The sequence below is a fragment of the Burkholderia sp. MSHR3999 genome, assembly GCF_000833595.1.
Classification (GTDB): Bacteria; Pseudomonadota; Gammaproteobacteria; order Burkholderiales; family Burkholderiaceae; genus Burkholderia; species Burkholderia ubonensis.
On sequence record NZ_JRFO01000007.1, the window covers coordinates 1,354,913 to 1,376,476 of the forward strand.

The window sequence follows — 21,564 nt, forward strand, 5'->3', positions numbered from 1 at the left end:
GGCCGGTGGCGTCCTGCTCGGGCGTCACTGCGGCACCTTGACCGCAAGCGCGTCCGGCCAGCTCGCGTGCGGATCGACCTTCAGCCACGCGACGCCCGGCAGCCCGGTCTTGACGAGCCGGAGATGGCGCAGCAGCAGGTCGCGGTCGATGCGCGCCTTCACGCGGAACATCAGCTTCTGCCGCTCGTTGGCCGTCTCGACCGTCTTCGGCGTGAACTGCGCGGTGCTCGACACGAACGACACCCGCGCCGGGATCACATACTGCGGCGCGGCGTCGAGCACGATCCGCACGTCGGCGCCGAGCGGCACCTTGCCGACCACGGTCTCCGGCAGGAAGAACGTCATGTAGACGTCGGACAGGTCGACGACGTTGAGCACCTTGCCGCCAGCCGGCAGCACTTCACCGGCCTCGGCCACCCGATACTGCACGCGGCCGTCGCGCGGCGAGGTCAGTTCGCTGTCCGAGATGTCGGCCTGCACGCGCGCGACGGTCGCCTGCGCGGCCGCGACGGCGGAGTGCGCGGCGACGAGCTGTGCCTTCGTCGCATCGATCGCGGCCTGGGCCGCATCGACCTGCGCGCGGGCGGCCCGCACGGTCGCCTCCATGCCACGCGCGCGGGCGCGATCGTCGTCGAGCTCCTGCATGGACGACGCGCCTTCGCGCGACAGCGTTTCGGAGCGCGCGAGCCGGCGCCGCGCGGCGTCCAGCTCGCTTTCGCGCTGCACGACGGCCGCCTCGGCCGCCGCCTTGTCGCTGCGGCGCTGCGCGACCTGCGCATCGACGCTCGCGGCCGTGTTCAACGCCTGCTGCTCTTTCGCGCGCGCCTCGTCGAGCTGCGCGTGCAGCACGAGCACGTCCATGCTGGCGAGCGGCTGGCCGGCCTTCACGAAATCGCCTTCGTCGACCCGCATCGCGCTGACGCGCCCGGGCAGCTTGGTCGCGACGTCGATCTCGGTCGCCTCGATGCGGCCGTTGCCGCTCACGAGCCCCGCGTCGGCCCGGCCGTCGCGCCAGAGGGTCCAGCCGTACCAGGCGGCGCCGAGCACGAGCGCGGCCGCGCCGAACCCGATCAGATAGTGGCGGTTGGGCATCTTCATTGGATGGAACCCGAATCGGTCGAAACGTGAGGGGAGAGGGCCGGCGCGTCGTTGCCGGCCTGCGGGGCGCCGCCGAGCGCGCCGTACAGCGCGACGCGGCTCGACAGCAGCGCGCGGCGCGTCTGCACGAGCTGCTGCTCGGCATTCAGCAAGTCGCGCTGCGCGTCGAGCACTTCGAGAAAGCGCACCGCGCCGCTGTCGTAGCGCAGCTTCGCGAGTCGCGCGCGCTCCGTCTGCGACGCGAGCGTCGCGCGTTCGACGCGCAGCTGCTCGGCCAGCCAGTCGCGCGCCGCGAGCGCGTCGGACACGTCGCGGAACGCGCCTTGCACGGTTTTCTCGTATTGCGCGACGGCCTCGTCGCGCTGCGCCTGCGACAGCGCGAGATTGGCGCGATTGCGTCCGGCGTCGAAGATCGGCATCGCCAGATTCGGAATCACGCTCCACGTGCCGGTGCCGGACGTAAACAGCTTGTGCAGCTCGCTGCTGCCCGAGCCGATCGCGCTCGTCAGCGCGATGCGCGGGAAGAACGCCGCGCGCGCCGCGCCGATGTTCGCGTGCGCCGCGCGCAACTGGTGCTCGGCCGCGATCACGTCCGGACGGTTTTCGAGCAGCGCGGACGGCAGCCCGGGCGCGAGCGCCGGCATCACGGCCTGGTCGTCGAGCGTGAGCGGCGTGGCGGGCAGATCGGGCGACGCGCCGACCAGCAGCATCAGCGCGTCCGCGGCGCTCGCGCGCGCCTGGCCCAGTTGCGCGCCGAGCGATTCGGCCTGCTGCAGCAGGATTTCCGATTGCGTCAGGTCCAGCCGCGAGATCGCGCCTTCGTCGTGGCGCCGCCGGAAAATCCGCAGCGACTCGCGCCGGCTGTCGATCGTCGCGCGCGTCAGTGCGATGCGCTCGTCGTATGCGCACACGGCCAGGTACGCGTCGGCCACCTGCGTGATCAGGCTCAGCGACACCGCGCGGCGAGCCGCGTCGCTCGCCAGATACCGTTCGCGCGCCGCGTCCTTCAGGTTGCGCACGCGGCCCCAGAAGTCGAGTTCCCATTGCGTTTCCGCGAGCTGCACGTCGTAGAGCCGGCCGATGAACGGCGACGGCGCGAGCAGGCCGCCGGGCGTGCGAAAGCGCGCGTACGCGGCGCCGGCATTGATCGACGGCCATTGATCCGCGCGCCGGATGCCATAGACGGCGCGCGCTTCCTCGACCCGTGCGACGGCCACCCGCAGGTCGCGGTTGTTCGCGAGCGCCTGCTCGATCAGCGTGCGCAGCCGCGAGTCGGTGAAATACGTGCGCCAATCGGGGACGGCCGTCGCGCTCGCCGCTTCGTCGGCCTTGCCTGCCGGATAGGCCCCGGGCACCGGCTGCGCCGGACGCGTGTAGTGCGGCGCGAGCGACAGGCAGCCCGACAGCAGCCCGCCGCACGTCAGTGCGACCGCAACGCGCGCGGCCCGTGCGAGGGCAGTGCGCGCCCGGTCAGGCGGCGGGTCGGGGAGCGCAACGTGGCGCATGGGATTCCTCGTTATCGGTTGGCAACCGTGCGTGACGTTGCCATTGCTGGGGCGCCCGGCGAGGGCCGGGCCGCGCATCACCGATGCGCTCGCCCGTTCGCCGGAACGCGTCCAGTTATAGCCGATGATTGCAGTGACAACCGTTGATCTGGGTCAGCGGCGGATGGAAGTGCGCGTCGAGGGGTTCCTCGCTTGACACGCGCGCGGCGCCGGGCGGCTGCGGCCAGGGGATGCGCCGACGAGCGCCGGCGCGAGGCGATGAAGAAGATCCTGACCGGCCGCCGCGAAGCGGCCGGTCGGCCGTCACGGCGCGAAGAACACGTCCGTGCGGTTCGCGAGATTGCCGGAGTTGGTCTGCACGAAGAACGGATGGAACGACGACGACGGCCCCACGTCGAGGCCCTGGTAGTCGCCGATGAAGAAGCCCTCCGCATTCGGCGCGACCTTCAGGTCGAACGGCCCGCCGACGCGCCGCTCGGCGACGAACGTGCGGCCGCCGTCGAGCGAGATCTTGCGCCAGAAGCCGGTCGGCAGCGTCGTCGTGTCGCCGGCCGGCAGGTCGCGGAAGTCGTAATGGGTAACCATCACCGCACCGCCTTCGTTGACGCGCACCGACGGGTTGAACGCCGCGCGGCCCGTCGGCGTGTTGACCTGCAGCGGCGCGCTCCAGGTCGCGCCGCCGTCGGTCGACGTCGACAGCGCGATCTCGTCGTAGTGGCCGCCGTTGAAGCGGCTGTCCTGCCAGACCACGTAGAGCTGCCCCGACGCCGGGTCGATCGCGGGCTCGGGAATGATGTCGCCGGTGCGCACCGGCTCGCCGGTATTCGGATCGGTCACGCCGACGGTCTGCAACCCGGCGATCACCTGCGGCTTTGTCCACGTCGCGCCGTCGTCGGTCGACTTGATGAACGCGACCTTGCCGGCGGCCTTGCTGAACGGCGGCTGGATCAGGTTGAAGAAGTTGTAGAGCGTGCCGCTCTTCGGATCGACGACGATCTGGTTGCCGATCGTCTGCTGCCGCGACGGCACGTGGACGATGACCCGCGCCTTGCTCCACGTCTTGCCGCCGTCCACCGTCTTCGAGAACAGCGTCGGCCCACGGAATGCCTGCGTGTGCAGGTTCGCGTACGGATTGCCGTTCGGCAGCTCGAGACGATCCCACACCGCATACGCGGTGCCGGCCTTCACCGGGTTCGCGGTCACCGATTCCTTGTCGTTGAAGAACTGCGTCGTCGGCTCGTTGTCGGCGATCAGCAGCGCCGGGCTGCTCCACGTCTGGCCGCCGTCGGTCGACACGGACGCCCCGACCGCGTTGCTGTTGTTCGACTGGTTGAACGAGATCGATACCGAGTACGCGGTGCCGTCCGGCCCGAACGACACCCACGGATCGGACGCGCGCTCGTAGGGCAGCCCGCCCGGCGCGCAGGCGCTGAACGGCTGCGGCGTCTGCGCCCAGGTCGCGCCGCCGTCGAACGTGTAGCCCGCGACGAGGCCGTGCGCGCCGCCGTTCGACCAGCGGTCCTGCTGCCAGACACCGATCATGTTGGTCGGACGGGCCGGATTGACCGCGAGCCACGGCTCGACTTCGGCATTCACGTACACGGTGCCGGGGCCGCCGGCCGTGCAGGCGGCGAACGGGCTCGGGCCGGACACGCGCACGGGCTCCGCGTGCGCGGCGGCCGTGAACGCGAGCGCGGCGGCAATGGTCAGCCGGGTAACGAGCGGGTGAGGCAGGGTAATGCGTCGCATGGACTGCTCCTCATTGACGTGCGGAAGCAGTGGCCTGACAGGCTGCGGCCTCGCGCGTCGTCGCGCGGGGCGTGCGCCTGGACTTCAACGCAGCGCGTCGACGCTTCGGATCTCGCGCCGGTGCGTGCCGGACAGTACGCCGCTTCTGCCATCGCAATCCGCCTTCGCTGGGTTCCGCCAGCGCATCGGTCAAGACTCCTTGTGATTCTTGTTGCTGTCGCGGCCGCTGTGCGTCTCATTCGACGATTGCCGTGAGGTGGAAGCAATGTAGGTCAACAAAACGCCGAAAAGCAGGCGATTTTTTGTAACAGAGCGTAGCCGGCAAGCGTTGCCGGAATCGCATGCGTGCGGGCAGAAAAAATTGCGGGAAAGATCGCGGTATCGCGAGTGGAGAATCGAATCGAAGTGCGAATCGAAATCGCTGCGCAAATCGCTTCGCGTTCAGCGATCCGCCGGAAAGCGCGCCTGCAGCGTGCGCAGCCAGCGCGCGACGACGTCGAGCTCGTCGTCGGAGAACCCGTCGCACAGCTTCGCGTTCAGCTCGCGCAGCAGCACGCGCGCCTTCTTCAGCGCGGCGTGGCCGTCGTCGGTGAGGAACAGGCGGGTCGCGCGCCCGTCGTCCGAATCGCGATGGCGCGTGAGCAGGCCGGCCTTCGCCATGCGATCGGCGAGGCCCGTCATCGCGGACGGCGCCAGTTGCAGCGCCGCGCCGACTTCGCCGACGAGCGCGCCGTCGTGTTTCGCGAGATGGAACAGCACGCCGGCCTGCGCGGCGCTCGCGTGCGTATCGGTTTCCGCCTTGCGGTCGACCCAGCGCTGCGCGCGCCGCTGGCCGATGTTCAACAGCAAAAACAGTCGTCGTTCGTCGCTCAAGCTCGGTTTCCTGCTGGCGTGGAGGAGGGCGCGCGGTCCGCATCGTGCGGCCGGTCGAGCGCCTGCGCGAGCCAGTCCGCGACGCCCGGCCACAGCACCGCGCCGGGCCGGCTGCGGAAGAAGCCCATGTGCCCGACCGGCCCGCTGCCGGTGGCGCGCGGATCGATCTGGCGGCGCTCGACCGCCGCATGCGTCAGGTAGCTTACCAGCAGGTCGATGGCCACCGGGTTCGCCCACGGGTCGTCGTCGAAGCCGAGCGCGAGAATCGGCAGCCGTTGCTTCGCGAACCGCTCGGCCGCGCCGAGCGTCGGATCGTCGAAAAAGTAGCGCGGCAGCGTCGTCCAGCCGCTCCATTCGCGGAACACGCCGGCCGGCAGGTCTTCGCCGAGCCCGAGCCGCCTGCCCGGCACGTAGCCGAGCAGCGTGGACGTCAGCGGCCCGAGCACGCGCAGGATCAGCCGCACCTTCAGCCGTTCGGCGGCGTGCGCGATCAGCCGCGTGGTGCCCGCGTGCGATGCGACCATCACCGCCGCCCGCAGGTGGCGCGACCCGGCCGACAGGCCGATCGCGTGGCCGCCGACGCTGTGGCCGACCGCGAGCAGCGGCACGCCGGCGAACGCGCGCCGCGCCCACGCGGTCGCCGCCTCGACGTCGAGGTCGACCCAGTCGCGCATGCGCGCACGCAGGCGGTTCAGGCGCGCCGGACGCGACGCGTCGATGCCCCGGTAGTTGTAGGTCAGCGCCGCGAAGCCGCGCTCGGTCAGGTAGCGCGCGAAGCCCGCATAGAGCCGCTCCGGCACGGCGGTCGCCGGATGGATCAGCACCAGCGCGGACGGCTCGGCGGCCGGCCGCCACAACGTGCCGCGCAACGGGTAGCCGTCGGCGGCGGAAAACTCGATCGACTGGGTCGTCATGATGCCCTCGGTTCGATGGATATTTCGCATGCGAAATATAGTGCGAAAACTATTTCGCGCACGAAATATCTGTCGAGGGATGACTCGAAATACGCGGCGTGCCGCATGCGATGCGGCGCATCGAATTCATAAAACTTTCGCATCTTTACTTAGCAGAATATTGCGTTTGTTTTACTACTCCGGAAAACGTATCGTCTGCGGTTCAACCCCGCCCGACCATTCATCCAGGAGATCACATTGCTGAGCCGAATCGTCACGGCGCTCATGCTGGCGCTCGCCGCGCAGCCGGGCATCGCGAAGGACACCGTCACGCTGCGCGTCGGTGAACAGAACTACTTCAACATCCAGGCGTCGATGGAGGCGTCCGGCGTGCTCAAGGACCTGCCGTACACGATCGAGTGGAAGCACTTCCAGGCGGCCGCGCCCGTGGCCGAAAGCCTCAACGGCAATGCGATCGACGTGGGCTTCCTCGGCGATTCCGCGCTGCTCACGCTCGCCGCGCGCGGCGCGCCGGTCAAGGTGATCGCCGTGTCGCGCCAGAGCCTCGACGGCGTCGCGATCCTCGTGCCGAAGAATTCGCCGGTGCGCACGGTCGCCGACCTGCAGGGCAAGACGATCGCCGTGTGGCGCGGCGCGTGGAGCCAGCAGCTCGTGCTGCGCGCGCTCGAACGTGCGGGCGTGCGCGCCGACGCAGTCAAGTACGCATACCTGATGCCGATCGACGCGACCAACGCGCTCGCGAACGGCTCGGTCGACGCCGTTTCGCTGTGGGAGCCGTTCGTCAGCACGCTCGCGCTGCGGCAGGGCACGCGGCCGGTCGTCACCGCGCAGGGGCTGATGCCGGCGCTCAGCTTCGTCGCGGCGAACGAGCAGGCCGTCGACGGCAAGCGCGCGGAGATTACCGACTTCCTGCGGCGCGTGGTCGCCGCGCGCCAGTGGGTCGACAGCCATCCGCGCGAATACGCGGACCTGTGGGCCAAGCGCGCGAAGCTCGAGCCGGACGTCGCCTACCGCTGGCTCAATAACGCGCACCAGCGCGTCGGCCCGGTCGACGCCGCCGCCGCGAAGGACGCGCAGAACACCGCCGATTTCCTGCACAAGGCCGGCGTGATCCCGACTTCGTACGACACCGCGAAGCTGCTCGACCGTTCGTATGCGGGCGCGTTCGCCACGCCCGCGCAGAAGGCCGCCGCGCAATAAGCGCATTTCCCATCTTCGAAGGACATTCCGACATGCCAGTCGACATCATCGGCATGATCACCGCGACGCCCGGCGCGGAACTCGACCGGCAGGGCGCGGCGGTTACTGCATAAGAGCGCGCGGCAGTCACGGGGTGCCGCGCGATGGCACCGCGTTGTTGCTGCGCCCGTCCGCCCGGCTCAGAACGCCGGCAACCCCGGCGGATTGGTCTCGGCACGCATGACAGCCTCGTTTTGCAATCCCCAGCGCGCCAGCGCCTGTCCGTACCGGCCATTGGCGATCAGCGTATTGGTGGCGAGCGTCAACGCATCGGCCAGGCCGCTGCCCTTGCGCGTCGCGATCGCGACGTCCGCATTGGCCGGCCAGCCCGCGTTGACGAGCCCGACGCGCCGCAGCTTGCGGTCCCGCGCCGCTTCATAGGCGAGCGCCGCGTCCGGGTTCAGCACCGCATCGGCGCGCCCCGACAGCAGCGCGACGCGCGCGGCCGCGTCGTCGTCGAAATACTGCAGCTCGGTCGGCCTGAGCCCCTGCGCGATGTTGCGGCGGCTCCATTCGAGCAGGATCCGCTCCTGGCTCGTTCCCGCGCCCGTGATGATGCGCAACCCGGCAACATCCTTCGGTTCGGCGATCTTCACGATCGGGCTCGCGGTGCGCACGTAGAAGCCGTGCAGCCCGAGCCGGTACGTCGTGAAGTCGTATTTCTCCTTGCGCTTCTCGGTCACGCCGACGTTCGAGATCACCGCGTCGTACTTGCCCGAGGTCAAGCCGAGCGGCCAGTCGGCCCACGCGATCGGCACCAGCGCGAGCGTGCGCCCGAACGCGTCGGCCACGAGCTGCGCATAGTCGGGGTCCGCGCCGACCACGGTGCGCGCGTCCGTCGCATAGGTCGACACGGGCGGCGCGTGCGGCGAGATCGCGACGGTGAACGCGCCGTCGCGCACCCAGCGGTAGCCGCTCGCCGCGCGAATCGCGGCCGGATCGCGCGGCGCACGCACGCGGCCCGCCTGGCGCGGGTCGAGATCCGCGAGCGCGGCGGCGGCGAACGCCGTGCGCAACGGCAGGCCCGCCGTCGCGGCGAAGGCGGCGCAGAGGAACAGGCGTCGGTCGATCATCGGCATGTGTCTCGCTGGTCCGGAGAGGAAGGCGGGCGTCACAGCACCCGCGACAGGAATTCGCGCGTGCGCGGATGCGTCGGCTGGTCGAGCACGATCGCGGGCGGCCCCGCCTCGACGATGCGCCCGCTTTCCATGAACAGCACGTTGTCCGCGACTTCGCGCGCGAAGCCGATTTCGTGCGTGACGATCACGAGCGTCGTGCCCGAGCGCGCGAGCTCCTTGATCACGTCGAGCACCTCGTTGACGAGCTCCGGATCGAGCGCGGACGTCGGCTCGTCGAACAGCAGCACCTTCGGCCGCAGCGCGAGCGCGCGTGCGATCGCGACGCGCTGCTGCTGGCCGCCGGACAGCTGGCGCGGATACGCGTCGGCCTTGTCCGCGAGCCCGACGCGCGCGAGCAACGCGCGCGCGGTGCGCTCGGCGGCGTCGCGGGTCGCGCCGCCGACGGCGACCGGCGCCTCGACCAGGTTCTCCAGCACGGTCAGGTGCGGGAACAGGTTGAAGTTCTGGAACACCATGCCGACCTCGGTGCGGCGCTTCAGCACGTCGCGCTCCTTCAGCTCGTAGAGCACGTCGCCGTCGCGGCGGTAGCCGATCAGCTCGCCGTCGATGTCGATGTAGCCGTCGTCGACGCGCTCGAGGTGGTTGATCGTGCGCAGCAGCGTCGACTTGCCGGAGCCGGACGGCCCGACGATCACCGTCACGCTGCCGCGCGGCGCGACGAACGATACGCGCTCGAGCACGCGCTGCGCGCCGAACTGCTTCGACACCGCGTGCACCGCGACCTCGCCGCCCCGTTGCGGCGCGGCCGCATCGGTGGCGGCCGGCGCCGCCGCGGCGGGCTTGCGCGCCGCGAGCCGCCGCCACAGCGCGCGGGCGCGCGCAAGGACGAAGGTGAGGGCGGACGGCGGCGGGTTGCGCAGCGCGCCGCGCGCGTAGTGCCGCTCGACCTGCACCTGGATCGCCGACAGCACCGTGAGGATGATCAGATACCAGACGGTCGCGACCATCAGCAGCGGAATCACCTCGAGATTGCGCCGGTAGATCACCTGCACCGTGTAGAACAGCTCGGGCATCGCGAGCACGTACACCATCGACGTGCCTTTCGCGAGCATGATCAGGTCGTTGAACGCGGTCGGCAGGATCGCGCGCATCGCCTGCGGCAGCACGATGCGCGTCGTCTGGTGCGCGCGCGGCAGGCCGAGCGCCGCCGCGGCCTCGAGCTGGCCCTGGTCGACCGAGAGGATGCCGCCGCGGATCACTTCGGCGGAGAACGCCGCATGGTGCAGCGTCAGGCCGAGCACCGCCGCGAGGAACGGGCTGATCAGGTCGGTCGTTGCGACGTCGACGAACGTGATGCCGGTGAGCGGCACGCCGAGCCGCACGTGCTCGTACAGGTAGCCGAGATTGTTGAGGATCAGCAGCAGCACGATCAGCGGGATCGAGCGGAACAGCCAGATGAACGTCCACGCGCTCGTCGACAGCAGCCGCGAGCGCGACAGCCGCGCCAGCGCGACGAACGCGCCCAGCACGAGGCCGAACACCGCGCCGAGCGCCGTCAGCGCCAGCGTGCGCGCGAGCCCGGACAGCACCGGCGGCGCGAAGAACCAGTCGGCGAACACCGGCCAGCCCCATTGCGGATTGCCGATGACCGAAACCAGCACGAGCGCGATCAGCGCTAGCGCGAACGCGGTGCCGGCCGCGCTCGAACGATGCCGCGCCGGCACGATCCGCAAGCGCGTGCCGGCGTCGCGCGCGGCGGGAGCAACGGGTGAAAGATGCGGCGAGGCCGCGCCGAGGTGGGTGGTGTCGCTCATGTCGGTACGGGCTCCGGTACGGTTCCTGTGGTTCCGCCTGTCTGTCTGCCGGCGCGCCGCACGCACGCGGCGGCCGGCCGAATGGTCGTCGTCAGGCCTGCGCGTCGGCCACGGTGGCGCGCTGCGCCTCGGCCGCCGCATAGCGGCTCGCCTTGCGCGGCAGCCCGAGGTGATCGCGCAGCGTGCTGCCGGGGAGGTCGCGGCGATAGCGGCCGCGCGCCTCCAGCACCGGCACCACGAGCTCGAAGAAATCGTCGACGCCCTGCGCCTGCACCGCGAAGCCGAGGATGAAGCCGTCGGCGGCGCCCGCGTCGATCCAGCGGATCAGCTCGTCGGCGACGTGCTCGGCGGTGCCGATGAAGTTCGGCCGCGGCGTCGCGACCTCGAGCGCGGTTTCGCGCAGCGTCCACCCGTGCCGCTTCGCATCGGCCTTGATCCGGTCGGTGGTCGAGCGGAAGCTGTTGCGGCCGATCTCGCCGAGCTCGGGGAACGGCGCGTCGAGCGGGTATTGCGAGAAGTCGTGGTGATCGAAGAAGCGGCCGAGGAACGCGAGCGCCTCGTCGATCGTCAGCAGGTTACGGATCGCCTGGTATTTTTCCTCGGCCTCGGCGGCCGTGCGCCCGACGATCGGCCCGATGCCCGGAAACACCTTCACGTCGTCGGCGCGGCGGCCATGCTCGACCGCGCTCTGCTTCACGCGCTGCGTGAACGCGCGCGTGTCGTCGAGCGACGGCGAATGCGTGAACACCGCGTCCGCGTACTTGCCCGCGAGCGCGATCCCCGTGTCGGACGACCCGGCCTGGAAGATCACCGGCTGCCCCTGCGGCGAGCGCTGGATGTTGAGCGGCCCCGCGACGTTGAAGAAGCGGCCGTGGTGGTCGAGCGTGTGGAGCTTGTCGCGCGCGAAGAACTGCCCGGTCGCGCGGTCGCGCACGAACGCGTCGTCGTCCCAGCTGTCCCACAGCCCCTGCACGACGCTCAGGTACTCGTCGGCGATCTCGTAGCGCAGTGCGTGGTCGGGATGCGCCTTGCCGAAGTTCTTCGCGGTGCCTTCGAGCGGCGTGGTCACGACGTTCCAGCCGGCGCGGCCGCCGCTGATCGCGTCGAGCGACGCGAGCTGGCGCGCGACCGTGAACGGCTCGCTGTACGACGTCGAGATCGTGCCCGCGAGCCCGATCTTCTTCGTCGCGGTGGCGAGGGCGGACAGCACCGTCAGCGGCTCGAAGCGGTTCAGGAAGTGCGGGATCGACTTTTCGTTGATGTAGAGGCCGTCCGCGACGAACGCGAACGCGACGCCGTGGTCCTCGGCCTTGCGTGCGATGCGCGTGACGAAGTCGAGGTTGATGCTCGCGTCCGGCGGGTTGCTCGGATGCCGCCACGCATTCATGTGGCTGCCGGCGCCTTGCAGCATCAGGCCGAAGGTGATGGATCGTCGGGTCATGGGCGGGTCACGGATGAGTGTCGGTGAGAAGGGGGAAAGCCTGCGACGACGGCGTCGTCGGTGCGTTGGGGCGTGGCCGCGAGCGCGCCGCCGAGCCATTCGACCGACGCGAGCCGCGCCGCATAGTCGGTCAGCGGCGAATCGACGACGAACTCGTCGACGTCGAGCCGCCGGCTCAGCGCGTCGAGCGCGCGATGCACGCGCTCGGGCGTGTCGGCGAGCACGGCCGGGCGCAGCTCGTCGATCCGGTAGTCGGTCGCGCCGCTTTGCCGCGCGAACTCGGCCGCCGCCTGCGCGCTGGCGAGGTTGAAGCTCTGGCCGCTCGCCAACTGCAGCTTGAAGATCCGCAGCGGCCCGATCAGCCGTTCGGCTTCTTCGCGGGTCGGCGCGGCGACCGCATACAGCGCGACGAGCGGCCGCGTGCCGCCGGCATTGCGATACGCGTCGAGCGAGCGCTCGATATTGGCTTCGTCGCCGTTGAAATGCCCCGCGTAGCAGAAGCGCCAGCCCTGGCGCGCGGCGAGCTCGGCGCTGTCCGGCGAGCCGCCGAGCAGGATCCGCTGCGGCGGCTGCGGCGGCACCGGCGTCGCGACCGCGCCCGCGAGCGGGTGGTCCTCGGCGACGCCCCAGCCGAGGAACGCGTCGAGCTCCGCGAGCTGGCCGGCGAAGCCGGGCTTTTTCGCGCGGTCGTGGAACCACTGCAGCGCGCGGGTCGTCAGCGGCAGCCCGCCGGGCGCCTTGCCGACGCCCAGATCGACGCGGCCGGGCGCGAGCGACGCGAGCAGCTTGAAGGTCTCGGCGACCTTGAACGGGCTGTAGTGCTGCAGCATCACGCCGCCGGAGCCGACGCGAATGCGCGACGTATGCGCGAGCAGGTGGGCGACGACGATCTCCGGCGCGGAGCTGGCGAACCCGGGCGCGCCGTGATGCTCGGCGACCCAGAAACGGCGGTAGCCGAGCTGTTCGGCGCGCTGCGCGAGCGCGACGGTGAAGCGCAGCGCGTCGGCTGCGCTCTTGCCGTCGGCGATCGGGCTCTTGTCCAGCAACGATAGCGAGTAAGACATGATGGGCGGCGAATCCTGCGGATGACGTTGACGATGGCGGGCGGATCAGGACTTCGGCAGGCCCGGCGGATTGGTGCGCGCCTGGTCGATCGCCTCGGAGCCGAGGCTCCAGCGCTCGAGGATCCGCTGGTACAGGCCGTTGCGGATCAGCCCGTTCAGCGCGATCGTCACCGGCTCGGCGAGGCCGCTGCCCTTGCGCGTCGCGACCGCGATGTCGGCGGTGCGCGGCCAGCCGCCGCTGATCGCGCCGACGAGCCGCGTCTTGCCCTGTTGCGCGCTCTGGTAGGCGAGCACCGAGTTCACGCTGAACACCGCGTCGGCGCGGCCCGATTGCACCGCGACGAGCCGCATCGCCTGGTCGTCGTAGTACTGGACGGCGACCGGCTTGAGCCCGTGCGCGACGTTTTCGCGGTCCCACGCGAGCAGGATCTTTTCCTGGTTGGTGCCCGCGTCGGTCACGACGCGCAGGCCCGCGACGTCCTTCGGTTCGCGGATCGACGTGATCCTGCTGTCGTTGCGCACGTAGAACCCGACCTGGTCCTTGCGGTACGACGAGAAGTCGAACTTCTGCTTGCGCTCCTCGGTGACCGTGACGTTCGAGATCACCGCGTCGACCTTGCCCGACGCGAGCGCGAGCGGCCAGTCGGCCCACGTGAGCGCGACGATCTTCACCTTGCGGCCGAGGCTGTCCGCGACGAGCTGGCTGAGGTCCGCGTCGAAGCCGACGACCGTGCGCGCGTCGGTCGCATAGGAGCTGATCGGCGGCAGGCTCGGCGCGATGCCGATGGTCAGCGTGTCCGGCTGCGCGAACCGGAACCCGGCGGGCAGCGCGTGCTCGGCCGCCGGGTCCGCGGCGCCGCGCGGGCGGCCGCGCTGCTCGGGGCTCAGGTCGAACGTCGCGGCGGCGGCGGCGAACGCGCTCAGGCCGAGCAGCGCGGCGGCCAGCGTGCGGATGACGTGGGAAGCGAAGGGAGCGGCTCGTTGCATGGAAAGCGTCCTGTTTCTATCGTGGAGGGCGGAGTCGGATGGGAAGGCGGGCGGCTCAGCGCGGCAGCACCGGCTCGGGCGCCCACAGGTCGGCGAGCGTCGACGTGCGCGACGGGTCGATCAGGTCCTTGCCGAACGGCAGATGGAAATACGCTTCGGGATCGATCGACGAATCGAACAGGCGCGCATAGCCGGTGCGGTCGTACAGCGCCCAGGCTTCGGGCTGCCGAAAGCCCGTGGTCAGGTAGACGCGGCGATAGCCCTGCTGCGCGGCGCGCGCTTCGAGCGCTTCGACGATGCGCCGCGCGAGCCCCTGGCGCCGGAGGTCCGTGCGCGTCCAGATGCGCTTGAGCTCGGCCGTCTGCGCGTCGTAGCGCTTGAATGCGCCGCCGCCGATCGTCTCGCCGTCGCGCAGCAGCAGGATGAACGCGCCTTCGGGCGGCGCGAACCGTTCGGCCGGGTAGCGTGCGAGTTCCTCACGCGCGGACGCCCGGCTATCGGGGCGGTACGCGTCGTAACGCGTGGAATACTCTTCGATCAGCGCGTCGATCAGCGGTTGCGCGCGGACGTCGAGCGACGTCGTGTCGAGGATGCGGTCGGTCGTGGCCATGGGCGTCGCGAAGGGCGCGCGACGCGGACGTTCGTTGCGGGCCTCGGGCACATGGCCTGTCCGTTATCGTCCGTTGTCGCGGCGCGGTTGTCGTGATGACGGCGGCCGATGCGCATCCTGCGATGCGAGTGGCGGTCCGCCGCCGTTTCGAACACGTTAGCGGCGCGGCAGGCAAAGGCGAACGAAGCAATTTCGATAAGGATTTCGCGGGGAACGTCAGAAGGCTTGCAGGGGAAGTGGGGTAGACGGGCGAAGGGGGCGCGCATGCGCCGAAGATCGGGTTCCGCGCATGCGCGATGTCGAATGGCGCGCGTCTACGCCGCGCGTACTTCGGCAAGCAGGTCCGGATGACGGTCCAGGATCTTCAACAACTTCACCAGCGCGAGCGGCGGGTTCGTCTTGCCGGTCTCGTAGCGGGAGAACGCATTGATCCCGCCCCCGAAGAGTTCCGCCGCCTCACGCTGATCCAGCATCAGCTTCTTGCGCACCTTCGCGATGAACTTCGGGTCGACGATGGTCGCGTTCACCTGCTTGTTGAACTCCGTGACCGCTTCGCCGAGACGGGTCGCCTCGTCGATGTCCAGCACCGACTCTCCGCAGGCCGGACAAAAATCGCCCGTTATTCCCGGGACGACCGTCGATCGACCCTTGTAGGTATAGGGAATGTCTCGTGTGTCGCGGATCAGTTTTGCGGCACCGCACGCAGGACACTTCATTTTCAATGCTCCTTGAAAGACACGATCAGCACGTCGTCGATCACTGTCAGTTTCAGATACACGTCGCCACGCACGGTGCGGCGCCGATACACGTCCTGCCATATCGTGTGGTCGGCATAGGTCGTCATGCTCTTGTGGAAATCGACGGTTGTCAGCGACATCACGACACCGATCGCGTCCATTTCGGTGAAGCCAAGTTGCCGAGCGCCGATTACCGCACTCGCGGTCAAACGCACCTTGCCGGTCTCGACGAGCGCTTTGACTCGGGACAGCTTGCAGTGAGGCGTATTCTTTTCCATCTGCGATCATAACCAAAAGGGTTAATTTGTCAAGTTGGTTAATGGCGCACGCATGCCGTCCGCCACGTATGGCAGACAGCATGGGAAAAGGAGGGATCCGGTTTTGGCCTATCGGCCGATGCTGGGCGGTTCAGCCGGCTCGGCAAGCTGGAACAGGCAGTCGCCGCGCTGCACCTGCGCCTGCACGCGCTTGCAGACCACTTCGCCGTCGCCCGCGAAGCGGTGCAGCACCGGCTCGCGCAGCGGTGTGTCGGGGAAGTGCACCCACGCGGCCGGCTGTCCGGCGCGCACCTTGTCGCCGAGCTCGGCGAGCGGCTCGTAGAGGCCGCGCTCGTACGCGTACACGTGGTGACGCTCGCCGTCGACCCGCATGAAGCGCGTGACGGCGGGCGGCGCGTCGGGCACCAGCGCGCCGTGCAGCAGGCCGATGAAGCCGAGGTAATGCAGCAGCCCGTGGCGGCCGAGCCGGATCAGCGCCGGATCGGCCATGCCCGCGCCGCCGAGTTCGGTGACGATCGAGATCGCGCCTTGCCGGCGCGCGGCCGACGCCGAATGCACGGGATTCGGCGCGTGCAGCAACGCGTTCGGCAGCCCGAACGCGACCAGCAGCGCGTTGAGCCGCGCGGCCTCGTCCGCGTCGAGCGGATCGATCGCGAGCATGTTGCCGCTGTGATAGAGCAGCGAGCTGCCGCCCGAATGCAGGTCGACGAGGTATTGCGCGCGGGACAGCAGCGCGTGCTCGATGTAATGGGCGATCATCTGCGTCGGCGTGCCGGCCGGATCGCCGGGAAAGCTGCGGTTCAGGTTGCCGCCGTCGAGCGGCGACACGCGCAGGCCCGCGTCCGCCGCGGGGAAGTTCGCCATCGGCAGCAGGATCAGCTGCCCGCTGACCATCTCCGGCTCGATCTCGCGCATCAGTTGCGACACGATGATCTGGCCTTCGTATTCGTCGCCGTGGTTGCCGGCCATCACCAGCGCGACCGGGCCGTCGCCGTTGCGGATCGACACGATCGGGATCGGCAGCCACCCGTAGGCGGAGCGGTGCACCGAATGCGGCAGGCGCAGATAGCCGGCATGCTTGCCGGGAGCGTCGAGGTCGATTTCGCAGCGGATCGGGTTGCTGGGCTGGTAAGTGGCGGTCATGTTCGTCGGAGCGGGCGTCGGGCGGAGCATGCGCCATCTTATCGGGAAACAGGCGGGACGCGGCGGACGGACGGGCTGCGCGGAGCGGTCAGGACGCGGGATGCGCCGGTCGGCCGGACGACGCGCGCCGCTCACGCATCATCGGGCGCGGCTTCGCGTCGAAGGCCCGCGCGCGTCGTTCGGCTACAAAAATCGCGGGAAGAACCACTTCGCATAACGATCGCCGCGGTTGCATCGATGAAACCATCCGGCGTCACGCCGGCGGCAGTGCATGCGCCGCGTCGCGCGCTGCCGCCTGCTTCGGCGCGGCGCCGGCGCGCGCCTGGCGTCACCGCGCGTCGGTTTCAGCTTCGATACGTCCTTCTTCCCACAACGCCCAGAAGCGGCTGCCCGCGCGATACGGATTCGCGCGGCGCGCGGCGTAATCCTCGACGCCCTGGCGATAGGCGCCGTACAGCGTCAGCGGCGGGTTGTCCATGCACGCGGTGTCGCGCGGGTCGGGACTGCGGACGGTGGTCAGGCGGCGGATCAGCGCGGCGCCGTCGATCACGCTCTTTTCATTGACCGGCTCGCTGCTGCAGATGACTTCGACGGTATCCATGATTGTGCTCCCCGAGTACGTTCGTTGTTACCCGTTGAACAGCAATAAGAATGCCAGGATGGAATACCTGGCCGATGTGCCGATCGTGTGGGCTTCTGCAGCGAACTGCACGGCGCGTTCGGCTCGATGTTACGGAACATGTAACGTGACGCCGCGTGCGGCGCTTGATTCGTATCGCGGGTGAAACCGGCCGCGCCTGCCAATGCCGCGAACGACGAGCAGAAGTTCGCCGGCGTCGAAAACATGCAGCCGATGCCGGGCTTCGCCGTGACGCTGAGCGACGACGAACTCGCGCAGCTGTCGAACTACCTGCGCGCGACGTGGGGCGGGCAGCCGGCCAGCGTGACGCCGGCCGACGTGAAGGCGATGCGCTGACGGGGAAGGGCGAGGCGGCCGGTTGCCGGCAATTCCGCGCGCGTCAACGATAGACCAGATCCGCGCGCCGGTTCTGCGACCACGACGCTTCGTCGTGACCGAGCGCCACCGGTTTTTCCTTGCCGAAGCTGACCGCTTCGAGCTGGGTTTCAGGCACACCCAGCGTCACGAGCGCGCTCATCACCGCGTGCGAGCGGCGCTGGCCGAGCGCGAGGTTGTATTCGGACGTGCCGCGCTCGTCGGTATTGCCCTGGATCAGCACGCGCTGCGACGGGTGGCGGCGCAGGTAATCCGCGTGCGCCTGCAGCAGCGTCAGGTATTCCGATTTCACGTCGTAGGCGTCGAAATCGAAATAGATGCTGCGCTTCGCGAGCGGGCTGTTCGGATTGTTGAGCTCGTCGGTCGCGACCGACGGCGGCGTGCCGAGCGCCTGGCCGCCGGCGCCCTGGTTCATGCCGGCGTTCTCGGGCGTCTTCGCCGCGTGGCGGCAGCCCCCCAGCAGCGCCAGGACCACGATCACCGCATATCGGTTCGCTTTGTTCATCGTTCGTCTCCTGCGGGGTTGCGCGTGCCACTGCAATCAGATTAGGAAAAATGTCATGACGTGACCAGTTGCGCCGAGCGGCTTGCGGCCGGCTGCGGCGGAGAGAGCAGGGGACGGGATACGCGGCTTGCGGTTCGCGAAGCCGGTGGTGCGCCATGGTTCGGGCAGCCGGTCAGCGTGACGCCAGACGACCTGGAGCCGATGCGCTGCAAAGGAAGGCTAAGGCGCCGCGGCGCGACGCGGCCGGTTTCCGGCGCTCGCGCGACGCGGGCCATATGGTTGAATGTGACGGTTCAGTATCCGCCGCCGCCCCCGCCACCACCGCCGCTTCCACCGCCGCCCGCTCCACCGTAACGGCCGACCGCGTGGTTCTGCGAAGCGCCGTTGTCGGACATGCATCCCGCGGAAAGCAGGAGCGTCAGCGCCGCAACCACGGCTGCGACAAACGCTGTCGATTTCATCTCAACCTCCTGTCGACGTGCAGGCGGCCCGGCTCCGTCATCCGGCCGACCGGCCGGACAGGGCGCCCGCGCGATCACGTAACGTTCGGGGCGGCCGGCTTATTCCATGTCCGGGCCAGCCCCGCGCTCCCTTGTCCGGGCTTCCGGCCGGCTGAGCGGGAATCCGCCGATGCGTCGCACGCTCAGGCGTGCGGCGCATCGGCGGGGTCGTCTGGCGGCGTCAACCGCGCCAGCACCTGCGCGACCACCCGGTCGCACTGCGCCCCACGAAAATCGAACGCGTCGCGCCCGGCCATGTCGAGATCGAGCGTCAGCGACGCACGCAGCATCCGCCGTGCGCGATGATGCCGGCTGCGCACTGTCGCCTCGGGCAGTGCGAGGCATTGCGCGGCATCGAGGACAGTGTTCATCTGAATTTTCCTCCGGACATTGGCTGACAGGATCACGCCGTCACGCGGACGCGGTTCGGGGCCGCTCAGTCGATTGGATGTCGCGTGCCGCGCGCCCGTTTCCGGCGCGCGGCCGGGGAGGGCTCGATAGCGCGCGGGCTTGATACACTTCGGCGGGCCGCCATTCCGACCACCGACAAGAACATGAAGACCGCCGCTCGACGTCAGCCGCGCCACCGCCATAGCCCCCTCGACCGCGTCGTGCTCGGCGTCGCCGTATTCGCGATCGGCGGGCCGCTCGTTGCCGCGCTCATCGCGCCGACGATTGCGTTGATCATCTGGTCGGCGTTCGGTCAGCCTTTCTGGGGAATCCTGAAGTTTGGCGTCGGCATGGCGGTGCTGATCCTGTTCGGCTCGTTCCGGTTCGGCTATTTCGTGCCGATTGCCGTGGCCGGCGGCATCATGGGCGCGCTCGGCACGCATGTGCGGGGCCGCTGGTTCGTGCTGCTCGGCATGCTCGTCGGCACGGCGACGATGATCGGCTACGTCGTTCTGGACGCCCTCCAGATGCACGCGCTCGACGAAGTGATCAGCGGCCTCGACGTGATCGTGATCGCCGACGCGTTCATCACGTCGGGCGTGCTGTCGGGATGGCTGCACCGGCGGCTCGCACGGCAGGCGAAAGCCAGCGAAGCGGTTCAATCGAATCGGGGCGGCGGTCCCGACGCGCAGCATCTGTCGCCGCCTGCGCCGGACCAAGCCGCGGCCGACGCCCAGCCGGGACCGGCATCGACAGATCGCGCGTCGCTATAGAGCCACTGCGAAGCAATTGCAGTGCCGCGTGGCGCCACGGCGCCCGTCACATGTTCCAGAGGAACACTTCGTGAACGTGCGACGACGCCTGCACCTGCACGTTGCGCCGCTGGGTCTGACCGTTGTAGGTCGCGGTCACCGAATAGCGTCCGGCCGGCAGCGCGGCCAGCAGGAACGGACCCTCGGTCACCGTCGACAGGACCTGACGGCCGTGCGCATCGGTGACGTTCACCGGGATGTCCGCCAGATATTCGTTGTTGCCGCTGCCGGTTCGTCCGGCGAACTCGAGCACCAGCGAATAGTCGCGCACCTGCTGCTTGAGCGCGGCCGACTGATCGCTGCCGATGCCGCCTGACACGTAGGCGACCTGGCCCTCGTGATTTTGCGGCGGCAGCGACGACGCATCGTCGGCCAGCACGGTTTGGCCGGCCAGGCCGATCGCCACGGCGGCGACGCCCAGTTTCAAGGTGGATAAGCGTTTCATCGTGACCTCCCTCCGTTGGCGCCATGCAAAGCCGCACATGAACGCGTTCGCGATGGCATCGAACGCACGGCAATGGCGCGACGGCACGCGCTGCGCCGGATGGCATCACGGCAGACATCAGGTCGGGACCGGCTATGGATTGGCGCTCGGGATAGCGCGCCGGGGCAGGCGCGGAGGAACGCCGCCGGCTCGTCATATTCCGGGCGGGTTCTGGTGTCGATGCCCGCCTTTCGACGCGGCGCCGTGACGTTTGCCGTACCGTCAAGCAGACCGTGGCGGCTGACGCGCGGCAGCGGGCGCGGGGAAAGGGGCGGTGAAACCGCGCCGCGCCAGCCGCAGCGGAGGCGAGGTGGTCACATCGAAGAGTGCAACGCGTGTTCTGCACGTTGCGTGCCATGCCTGGCTCCTGTCGCATGGCGTGGCCGTGAGCCTACGCATGACGCGCCGGGCCGCAATGGCCGCTTCACGGTACGACGATTTGAGCCTAGGTCGAAAGGATTAAGACAGGCTTAAGCGCGCACTTTTAATCGGCACGCTTTAAGCTGACGAACGACACATTGCGCGGATGCGATACGCAACAATCGGGAATGTGCCGGACCATTCCGGCTTTCAACGAACCGAGTGGAGGGCAACATGCGCTACGAGCTTTATTACTGGCCCGGCATCCAGGGCCGCGGCGAATTCGTGCGGCTCGCGCTTGAAGCGGCCGAAGCCGACTACGTGGACGTCGCCCGCCGATCCGGGCGCGGCATGGGCATGCCGGCCATGATGCGCATGCTGGAGAGCGCGACCGAGGCCTGCCTGCCGTTCGCGCCGCCGTTCCTGAAGGCCGGCGACCAGATCATCGGGCAGACCGCCAACATCCTGCTGTTCCTCGGCGGCCGGCACGGCCTCGCGCCTCGGGACGAAGCAGGGCGGCTGTGGGTCCACCAGCTCCAGTTGACGGTGACCGACTTCGTCGCCGAGATTCATGACACGCATCATCCGATCGCCGCCAGCCTTTATTACGAGGACCAGAAGGCGGAAGCGGCGATGCGGGCGGAGGATTTCCTCAAGCATCGCGTGCCCAAGTTCCTCGGCTACTTCGGCAAGGTGCTCGCGCACAACCCGCACAAGAGCGGCTATATGGCAGGCGGCGAACTCAGTTACGTGGATCTGTCGATGTTCCAACTGATCGAAGGGCTGCGCTACGCGTTTCCGAACGCGATGGCCCGCATCGCGCCGAAGCATCGCGGGTTGATCGACCTGCACGACCGGGTCGCGCAGCATCCGCCGGTCGCGCGTTACCTCGCGTCCAACCGACGGATTCCGTTCAACGAAGAGGGGATCTTCCGGCATTACCCGGAACTGGACGCGTAGCGCGCGG

General features: G+C 69.2%; 21 protein-coding genes and 2 pseudogenes. 4 read left to right on the plus strand and 19 right to left on the minus strand.

Annotated elements, in window-relative coordinates; translation table 11 throughout:
• Window positions 1–24: 24 nt before the first annotated feature.
• The 5 genes from KY49_RS29510 to KY49_RS29530 form a co-directional block, all read right to left on the minus strand.
• Window positions 25–1,098: an HlyD family secretion protein gene (locus tag KY49_RS29510; protein ID WP_042587882.1), complete on the minus strand. Its 1,074-nt coding sequence runs from the start codon at window positions 1,096–1,098 to the stop codon at window positions 25–27.
• Window positions 1,095–2,603, minus strand: coding sequence for an efflux transporter outer membrane subunit (locus tag KY49_RS29515; RefSeq protein ID WP_042587883.1), 1,509 nt, complete (start codon window positions 2,601–2,603; stop codon window positions 1,095–1,097). The genes KY49_RS29510 and KY49_RS29515 overlap by 4 nt, the downstream gene beginning before the upstream one ends.
• Before the next feature lie 303 nt (window positions 2,604–2,906).
• A complete protein-coding gene (locus KY49_RS29520; protein ID WP_042587884.1) occupies window positions 2,907–4,352 on the minus strand; it encodes a sialidase family protein in 1,446 nt (481 codons plus the stop codon).
• A 441-nt stretch (window positions 4,353–4,793) separates the two neighbouring features.
• Complete coding sequence (locus KY49_RS29525) at window positions 4,794–5,225, minus strand: MarR family winged helix-turn-helix transcriptional regulator (protein WP_042587885.1); 432 nt, start codon at window positions 5,223–5,225, stop codon at window positions 4,794–4,796.
• Window positions 5,222–6,139: an alpha/beta hydrolase family protein gene (locus tag KY49_RS29530; RefSeq protein ID WP_042587886.1), complete on the minus strand. Its 918-nt coding sequence runs from the start codon at window positions 6,137–6,139 to the stop codon at window positions 5,222–5,224. The genes KY49_RS29525 and KY49_RS29530 overlap by 4 nt, the downstream gene beginning before the upstream one ends.
• A gap of 237 nt (window positions 6,140–6,376) precedes the next feature.
• Between KY49_RS29530 and KY49_RS29535 the strand changes: the two genes are divergently transcribed.
• Window positions 6,377–7,339 (plus strand): ABC transporter substrate-binding protein, encoded by a 963-nt coding sequence (locus KY49_RS29535; protein WP_197083615.1) that lies wholly within the window; start codon window positions 6,377–6,379, stop codon window positions 7,337–7,339.
• A 179-nt stretch (window positions 7,340–7,518) separates the two neighbouring features.
• Here KY49_RS29535 and KY49_RS29540 read toward each other — a convergent pair whose 3' ends face one another.
• From KY49_RS29540 to KY49_RS29590, 10 genes are all read right to left on the minus strand, one after another.
• On the minus strand, window positions 7,519–8,451 hold the full coding sequence (locus tag KY49_RS29540) for an ABC transporter substrate-binding protein (RefSeq protein WP_042588833.1): 933 nt from the start codon (window positions 8,449–8,451) through the stop codon (window positions 7,519–7,521).
• A 38-nt stretch (window positions 8,452–8,489) separates the two neighbouring features.
• Window positions 8,490–10,271 (minus strand): amino acid ABC transporter permease/ATP-binding protein, encoded by a 1,782-nt coding sequence (locus KY49_RS39075; protein WP_082062468.1) that lies wholly within the window; start codon window positions 10,269–10,271, stop codon window positions 8,490–8,492.
• Between the two features lie 91 nt (window positions 10,272–10,362).
• Window positions 10,363–11,712, minus strand: coding sequence for an LLM class flavin-dependent oxidoreductase (locus KY49_RS29555; RefSeq protein WP_042587887.1), 1,350 nt, complete (start codon window positions 11,710–11,712; stop codon window positions 10,363–10,365).
• Window positions 11,709–12,776, minus strand: coding sequence for an LLM class flavin-dependent oxidoreductase (locus tag KY49_RS29560; protein WP_042587888.1), 1,068 nt, complete (start codon window positions 12,774–12,776; stop codon window positions 11,709–11,711). Before KY49_RS29560 ends, KY49_RS29555 begins: the two co-directional genes overlap by 4 nt.
• 45 nt (window positions 12,777–12,821) lie before the next feature.
• Window positions 12,822–13,763 carry an ABC transporter substrate-binding protein gene (locus tag KY49_RS29565; RefSeq protein WP_042587889.1) on the minus strand — a complete coding sequence of 314 codons (942 nt, stop codon included), beginning with the start codon at window positions 13,761–13,763 and terminating at the stop codon, window positions 12,822–12,824.
• Between the two features lie 55 nt (window positions 13,764–13,818).
• Window positions 13,819–14,373, minus strand: coding sequence for a GNAT family N-acetyltransferase (locus KY49_RS29570; RefSeq protein ID WP_042587890.1), 555 nt, complete (start codon window positions 14,371–14,373; stop codon window positions 13,819–13,821).
• Window positions 14,374–14,687: 314 nt separating this feature from the next.
• Window positions 14,688–15,089 (minus strand): type II toxin-antitoxin system MqsA family antitoxin, encoded by a 402-nt coding sequence (locus KY49_RS29575; protein WP_010096397.1) that lies wholly within the window; start codon window positions 15,087–15,089, stop codon window positions 14,688–14,690.
• Window positions 15,090–15,091: 2 nt separating this feature from the next.
• The gene (locus KY49_RS29580; protein WP_042587891.1) at window positions 15,092–15,388 is read right to left on the minus strand and encodes a type II toxin-antitoxin system MqsR family toxin; all 297 of its coding nucleotides are present in this window, start codon (window positions 15,386–15,388) and stop codon (window positions 15,092–15,094) included.
• 108 nt (window positions 15,389–15,496) lie between these two features.
• Window positions 15,497–16,531 (minus strand): succinylglutamate desuccinylase/aspartoacylase family protein, encoded by a 1,035-nt coding sequence (locus KY49_RS29585; RefSeq protein WP_042588836.1) that lies wholly within the window; start codon window positions 16,529–16,531, stop codon window positions 15,497–15,499.
• Window positions 16,532–16,859: 328 nt separating this feature from the next.
• Window positions 16,860–17,132, minus strand: coding sequence for a hypothetical protein (locus KY49_RS29590; RefSeq protein ID WP_042587892.1), 273 nt, complete (start codon window positions 17,130–17,132; stop codon window positions 16,860–16,862).
• A 213-nt stretch (window positions 17,133–17,345) separates the two neighbouring features.
• Between KY49_RS29590 and KY49_RS29595 the strand changes: the two are divergent.
• A pseudogene (locus tag KY49_RS29595) lies at window positions 17,346–17,507 on the plus strand (c-type cytochrome); the annotation flags it as partial.
• Window positions 17,508–17,550: 43 nt separating this feature from the next.
• Here KY49_RS29595 and pal read toward each other — a convergent pair.
• The 3 genes and pseudogenes from pal to KY49_RS29605 form a co-directional block, all read right to left on the minus strand.
• Window positions 17,551–18,051, minus strand: coding sequence for a peptidoglycan-associated lipoprotein Pal (pal, locus tag KY49_RS29600; protein ID WP_042587894.1), 501 nt, complete (start codon window positions 18,049–18,051; stop codon window positions 17,551–17,553).
• A 293-nt stretch (window positions 18,052–18,344) separates the two neighbouring features.
• Window positions 18,345–18,512, minus strand: a complete 168-nt coding sequence (locus KY49_RS38310; protein ID WP_175550705.1) for a hypothetical protein — start codon at window positions 18,510–18,512, stop codon at window positions 18,345–18,347.
• A gap of 182 nt (window positions 18,513–18,694) precedes the next feature.
• A pseudogene (locus tag KY49_RS29605) lies at window positions 18,695–18,907 on the minus strand (RNA polymerase sigma factor); the annotation flags it as partial.
• A 198-nt stretch (window positions 18,908–19,105) separates the two neighbouring features.
• Between KY49_RS29605 and KY49_RS29610 the strand changes: the two are divergent.
• Window positions 19,106–19,714, plus strand: coding sequence for a hypothetical protein (locus KY49_RS29610; protein WP_042587896.1), 609 nt, complete (start codon window positions 19,106–19,108; stop codon window positions 19,712–19,714).
• Between the two features lie 46 nt (window positions 19,715–19,760).
• On the opposite strand, the gene KY49_RS29615 is transcribed toward KY49_RS29610, so the two are convergent.
• Window positions 19,761–20,198 carry a carboxypeptidase-like regulatory domain-containing protein gene (locus KY49_RS29615; protein ID WP_042588837.1) on the minus strand — a complete coding sequence of 146 codons (438 nt, stop codon included), beginning with the start codon at window positions 20,196–20,198 and terminating at the stop codon, window positions 19,761–19,763.
• 633 nt (window positions 20,199–20,831) lie between these two features.
• On the opposite strand from KY49_RS29615, the gene KY49_RS29620 reads away from it, so the two are divergent.
• On the plus strand, window positions 20,832–21,557 hold the full coding sequence (locus KY49_RS29620) for a glutathione S-transferase (protein WP_042588838.1): 726 nt from the start codon (window positions 20,832–20,834) through the stop codon (window positions 21,555–21,557).
• Window positions 21,558–21,564 lie beyond the last annotated feature (7 nt).

Coding starts and splice junctions, on each gene's coding strand:
- KY49_RS29510 (WP_042587882.1), bottom strand. CDS start 1,098: ATGAAGATGCCCAACCGCCACTATCTGATCGGGTTCGGCGCGGCCGCG.
- KY49_RS29515 (WP_042587883.1), bottom strand. CDS start 2,603: ATGCGCCACGTTGCGCTCCCCGACCCGCCGCCTGACCGGGCGCGCACT.
- KY49_RS29520 (WP_042587884.1), bottom strand. CDS start 4,352: ATGCGACGCATTACCCTGCCTCACCCGCTCGTTACCCGGCTGACCATT.
- KY49_RS29530 (WP_042587886.1), bottom strand. CDS start 6,139: ATGACGACCCAGTCGATCGAGTTTTCCGCCGCCGACGGCTACCCGTTG.
- KY49_RS29540 (WP_042588833.1), bottom strand. CDS start 8,451: ATGATCGACCGACGCCTGTTCCTCTGCGCCGCCTTCGCCGCGACGGCG.
- KY49_RS39075 (WP_082062468.1), bottom strand. CDS start 10,271: ATGAGCGACACCACCCACCTCGGCGCGGCCTCGCCGCATCTTTCACCC.
- KY49_RS29555 (WP_042587887.1), bottom strand. CDS start 11,712: ATGACCCGACGATCCATCACCTTCGGCCTGATGCTGCAAGGCGCCGGC.
- KY49_RS29560 (WP_042587888.1), bottom strand. CDS start 12,776: ATGTCTTACTCGCTATCGTTGCTGGACAAGAGCCCGATCGCCGACGGC.
- KY49_RS29565 (WP_042587889.1), bottom strand. CDS start 13,763: ATGCAACGAGCCGCTCCCTTCGCTTCCCACGTCATCCGCACGCTGGCC.
- KY49_RS29570 (WP_042587890.1), bottom strand. CDS start 14,373: ATGGCCACGACCGACCGCATCCTCGACACGACGTCGCTCGACGTCCGC.
- KY49_RS29575 (WP_010096397.1), bottom strand. CDS start 15,089: ATGAAGTGTCCTGCGTGCGGTGCCGCAAAACTGATCCGCGACACACGA.
- KY49_RS29580 (WP_042587891.1), bottom strand. CDS start 15,388: ATGGAAAAGAATACGCCTCACTGCAAGCTGTCCCGAGTCAAAGCGCTC.
- KY49_RS29585 (WP_042588836.1), bottom strand. CDS start 16,531: ATGACCGCCACTTACCAGCCCAGCAACCCGATCCGCTGCGAAATCGAC.
- KY49_RS29590 (WP_042587892.1), bottom strand. CDS start 17,132: ATGGATACCGTCGAAGTCATCTGCAGCAGCGAGCCGGTCAATGAAAAG.
- pal (WP_042587894.1), bottom strand. CDS start 18,051: ATGAACAAAGCGAACCGATATGCGGTGATCGTGGTCCTGGCGCTGCTG.
- KY49_RS38310 (WP_175550705.1), bottom strand. CDS start 18,512: ATGAAATCGACAGCGTTTGTCGCAGCCGTGGTTGCGGCGCTGACGCTC.
- KY49_RS29610 (WP_042587896.1), top strand. CDS start 19,106: ATGAAGACCGCCGCTCGACGTCAGCCGCGCCACCGCCATAGCCCCCTC.
- KY49_RS29615 (WP_042588837.1), bottom strand. CDS start 20,198: ATGAAACGCTTATCCACCTTGAAACTGGGCGTCGCCGCCGTGGCGATC.
- KY49_RS29620 (WP_042588838.1), top strand. CDS start 20,832: ATGCGCTACGAGCTTTATTACTGGCCCGGCATCCAGGGCCGCGGCGAA.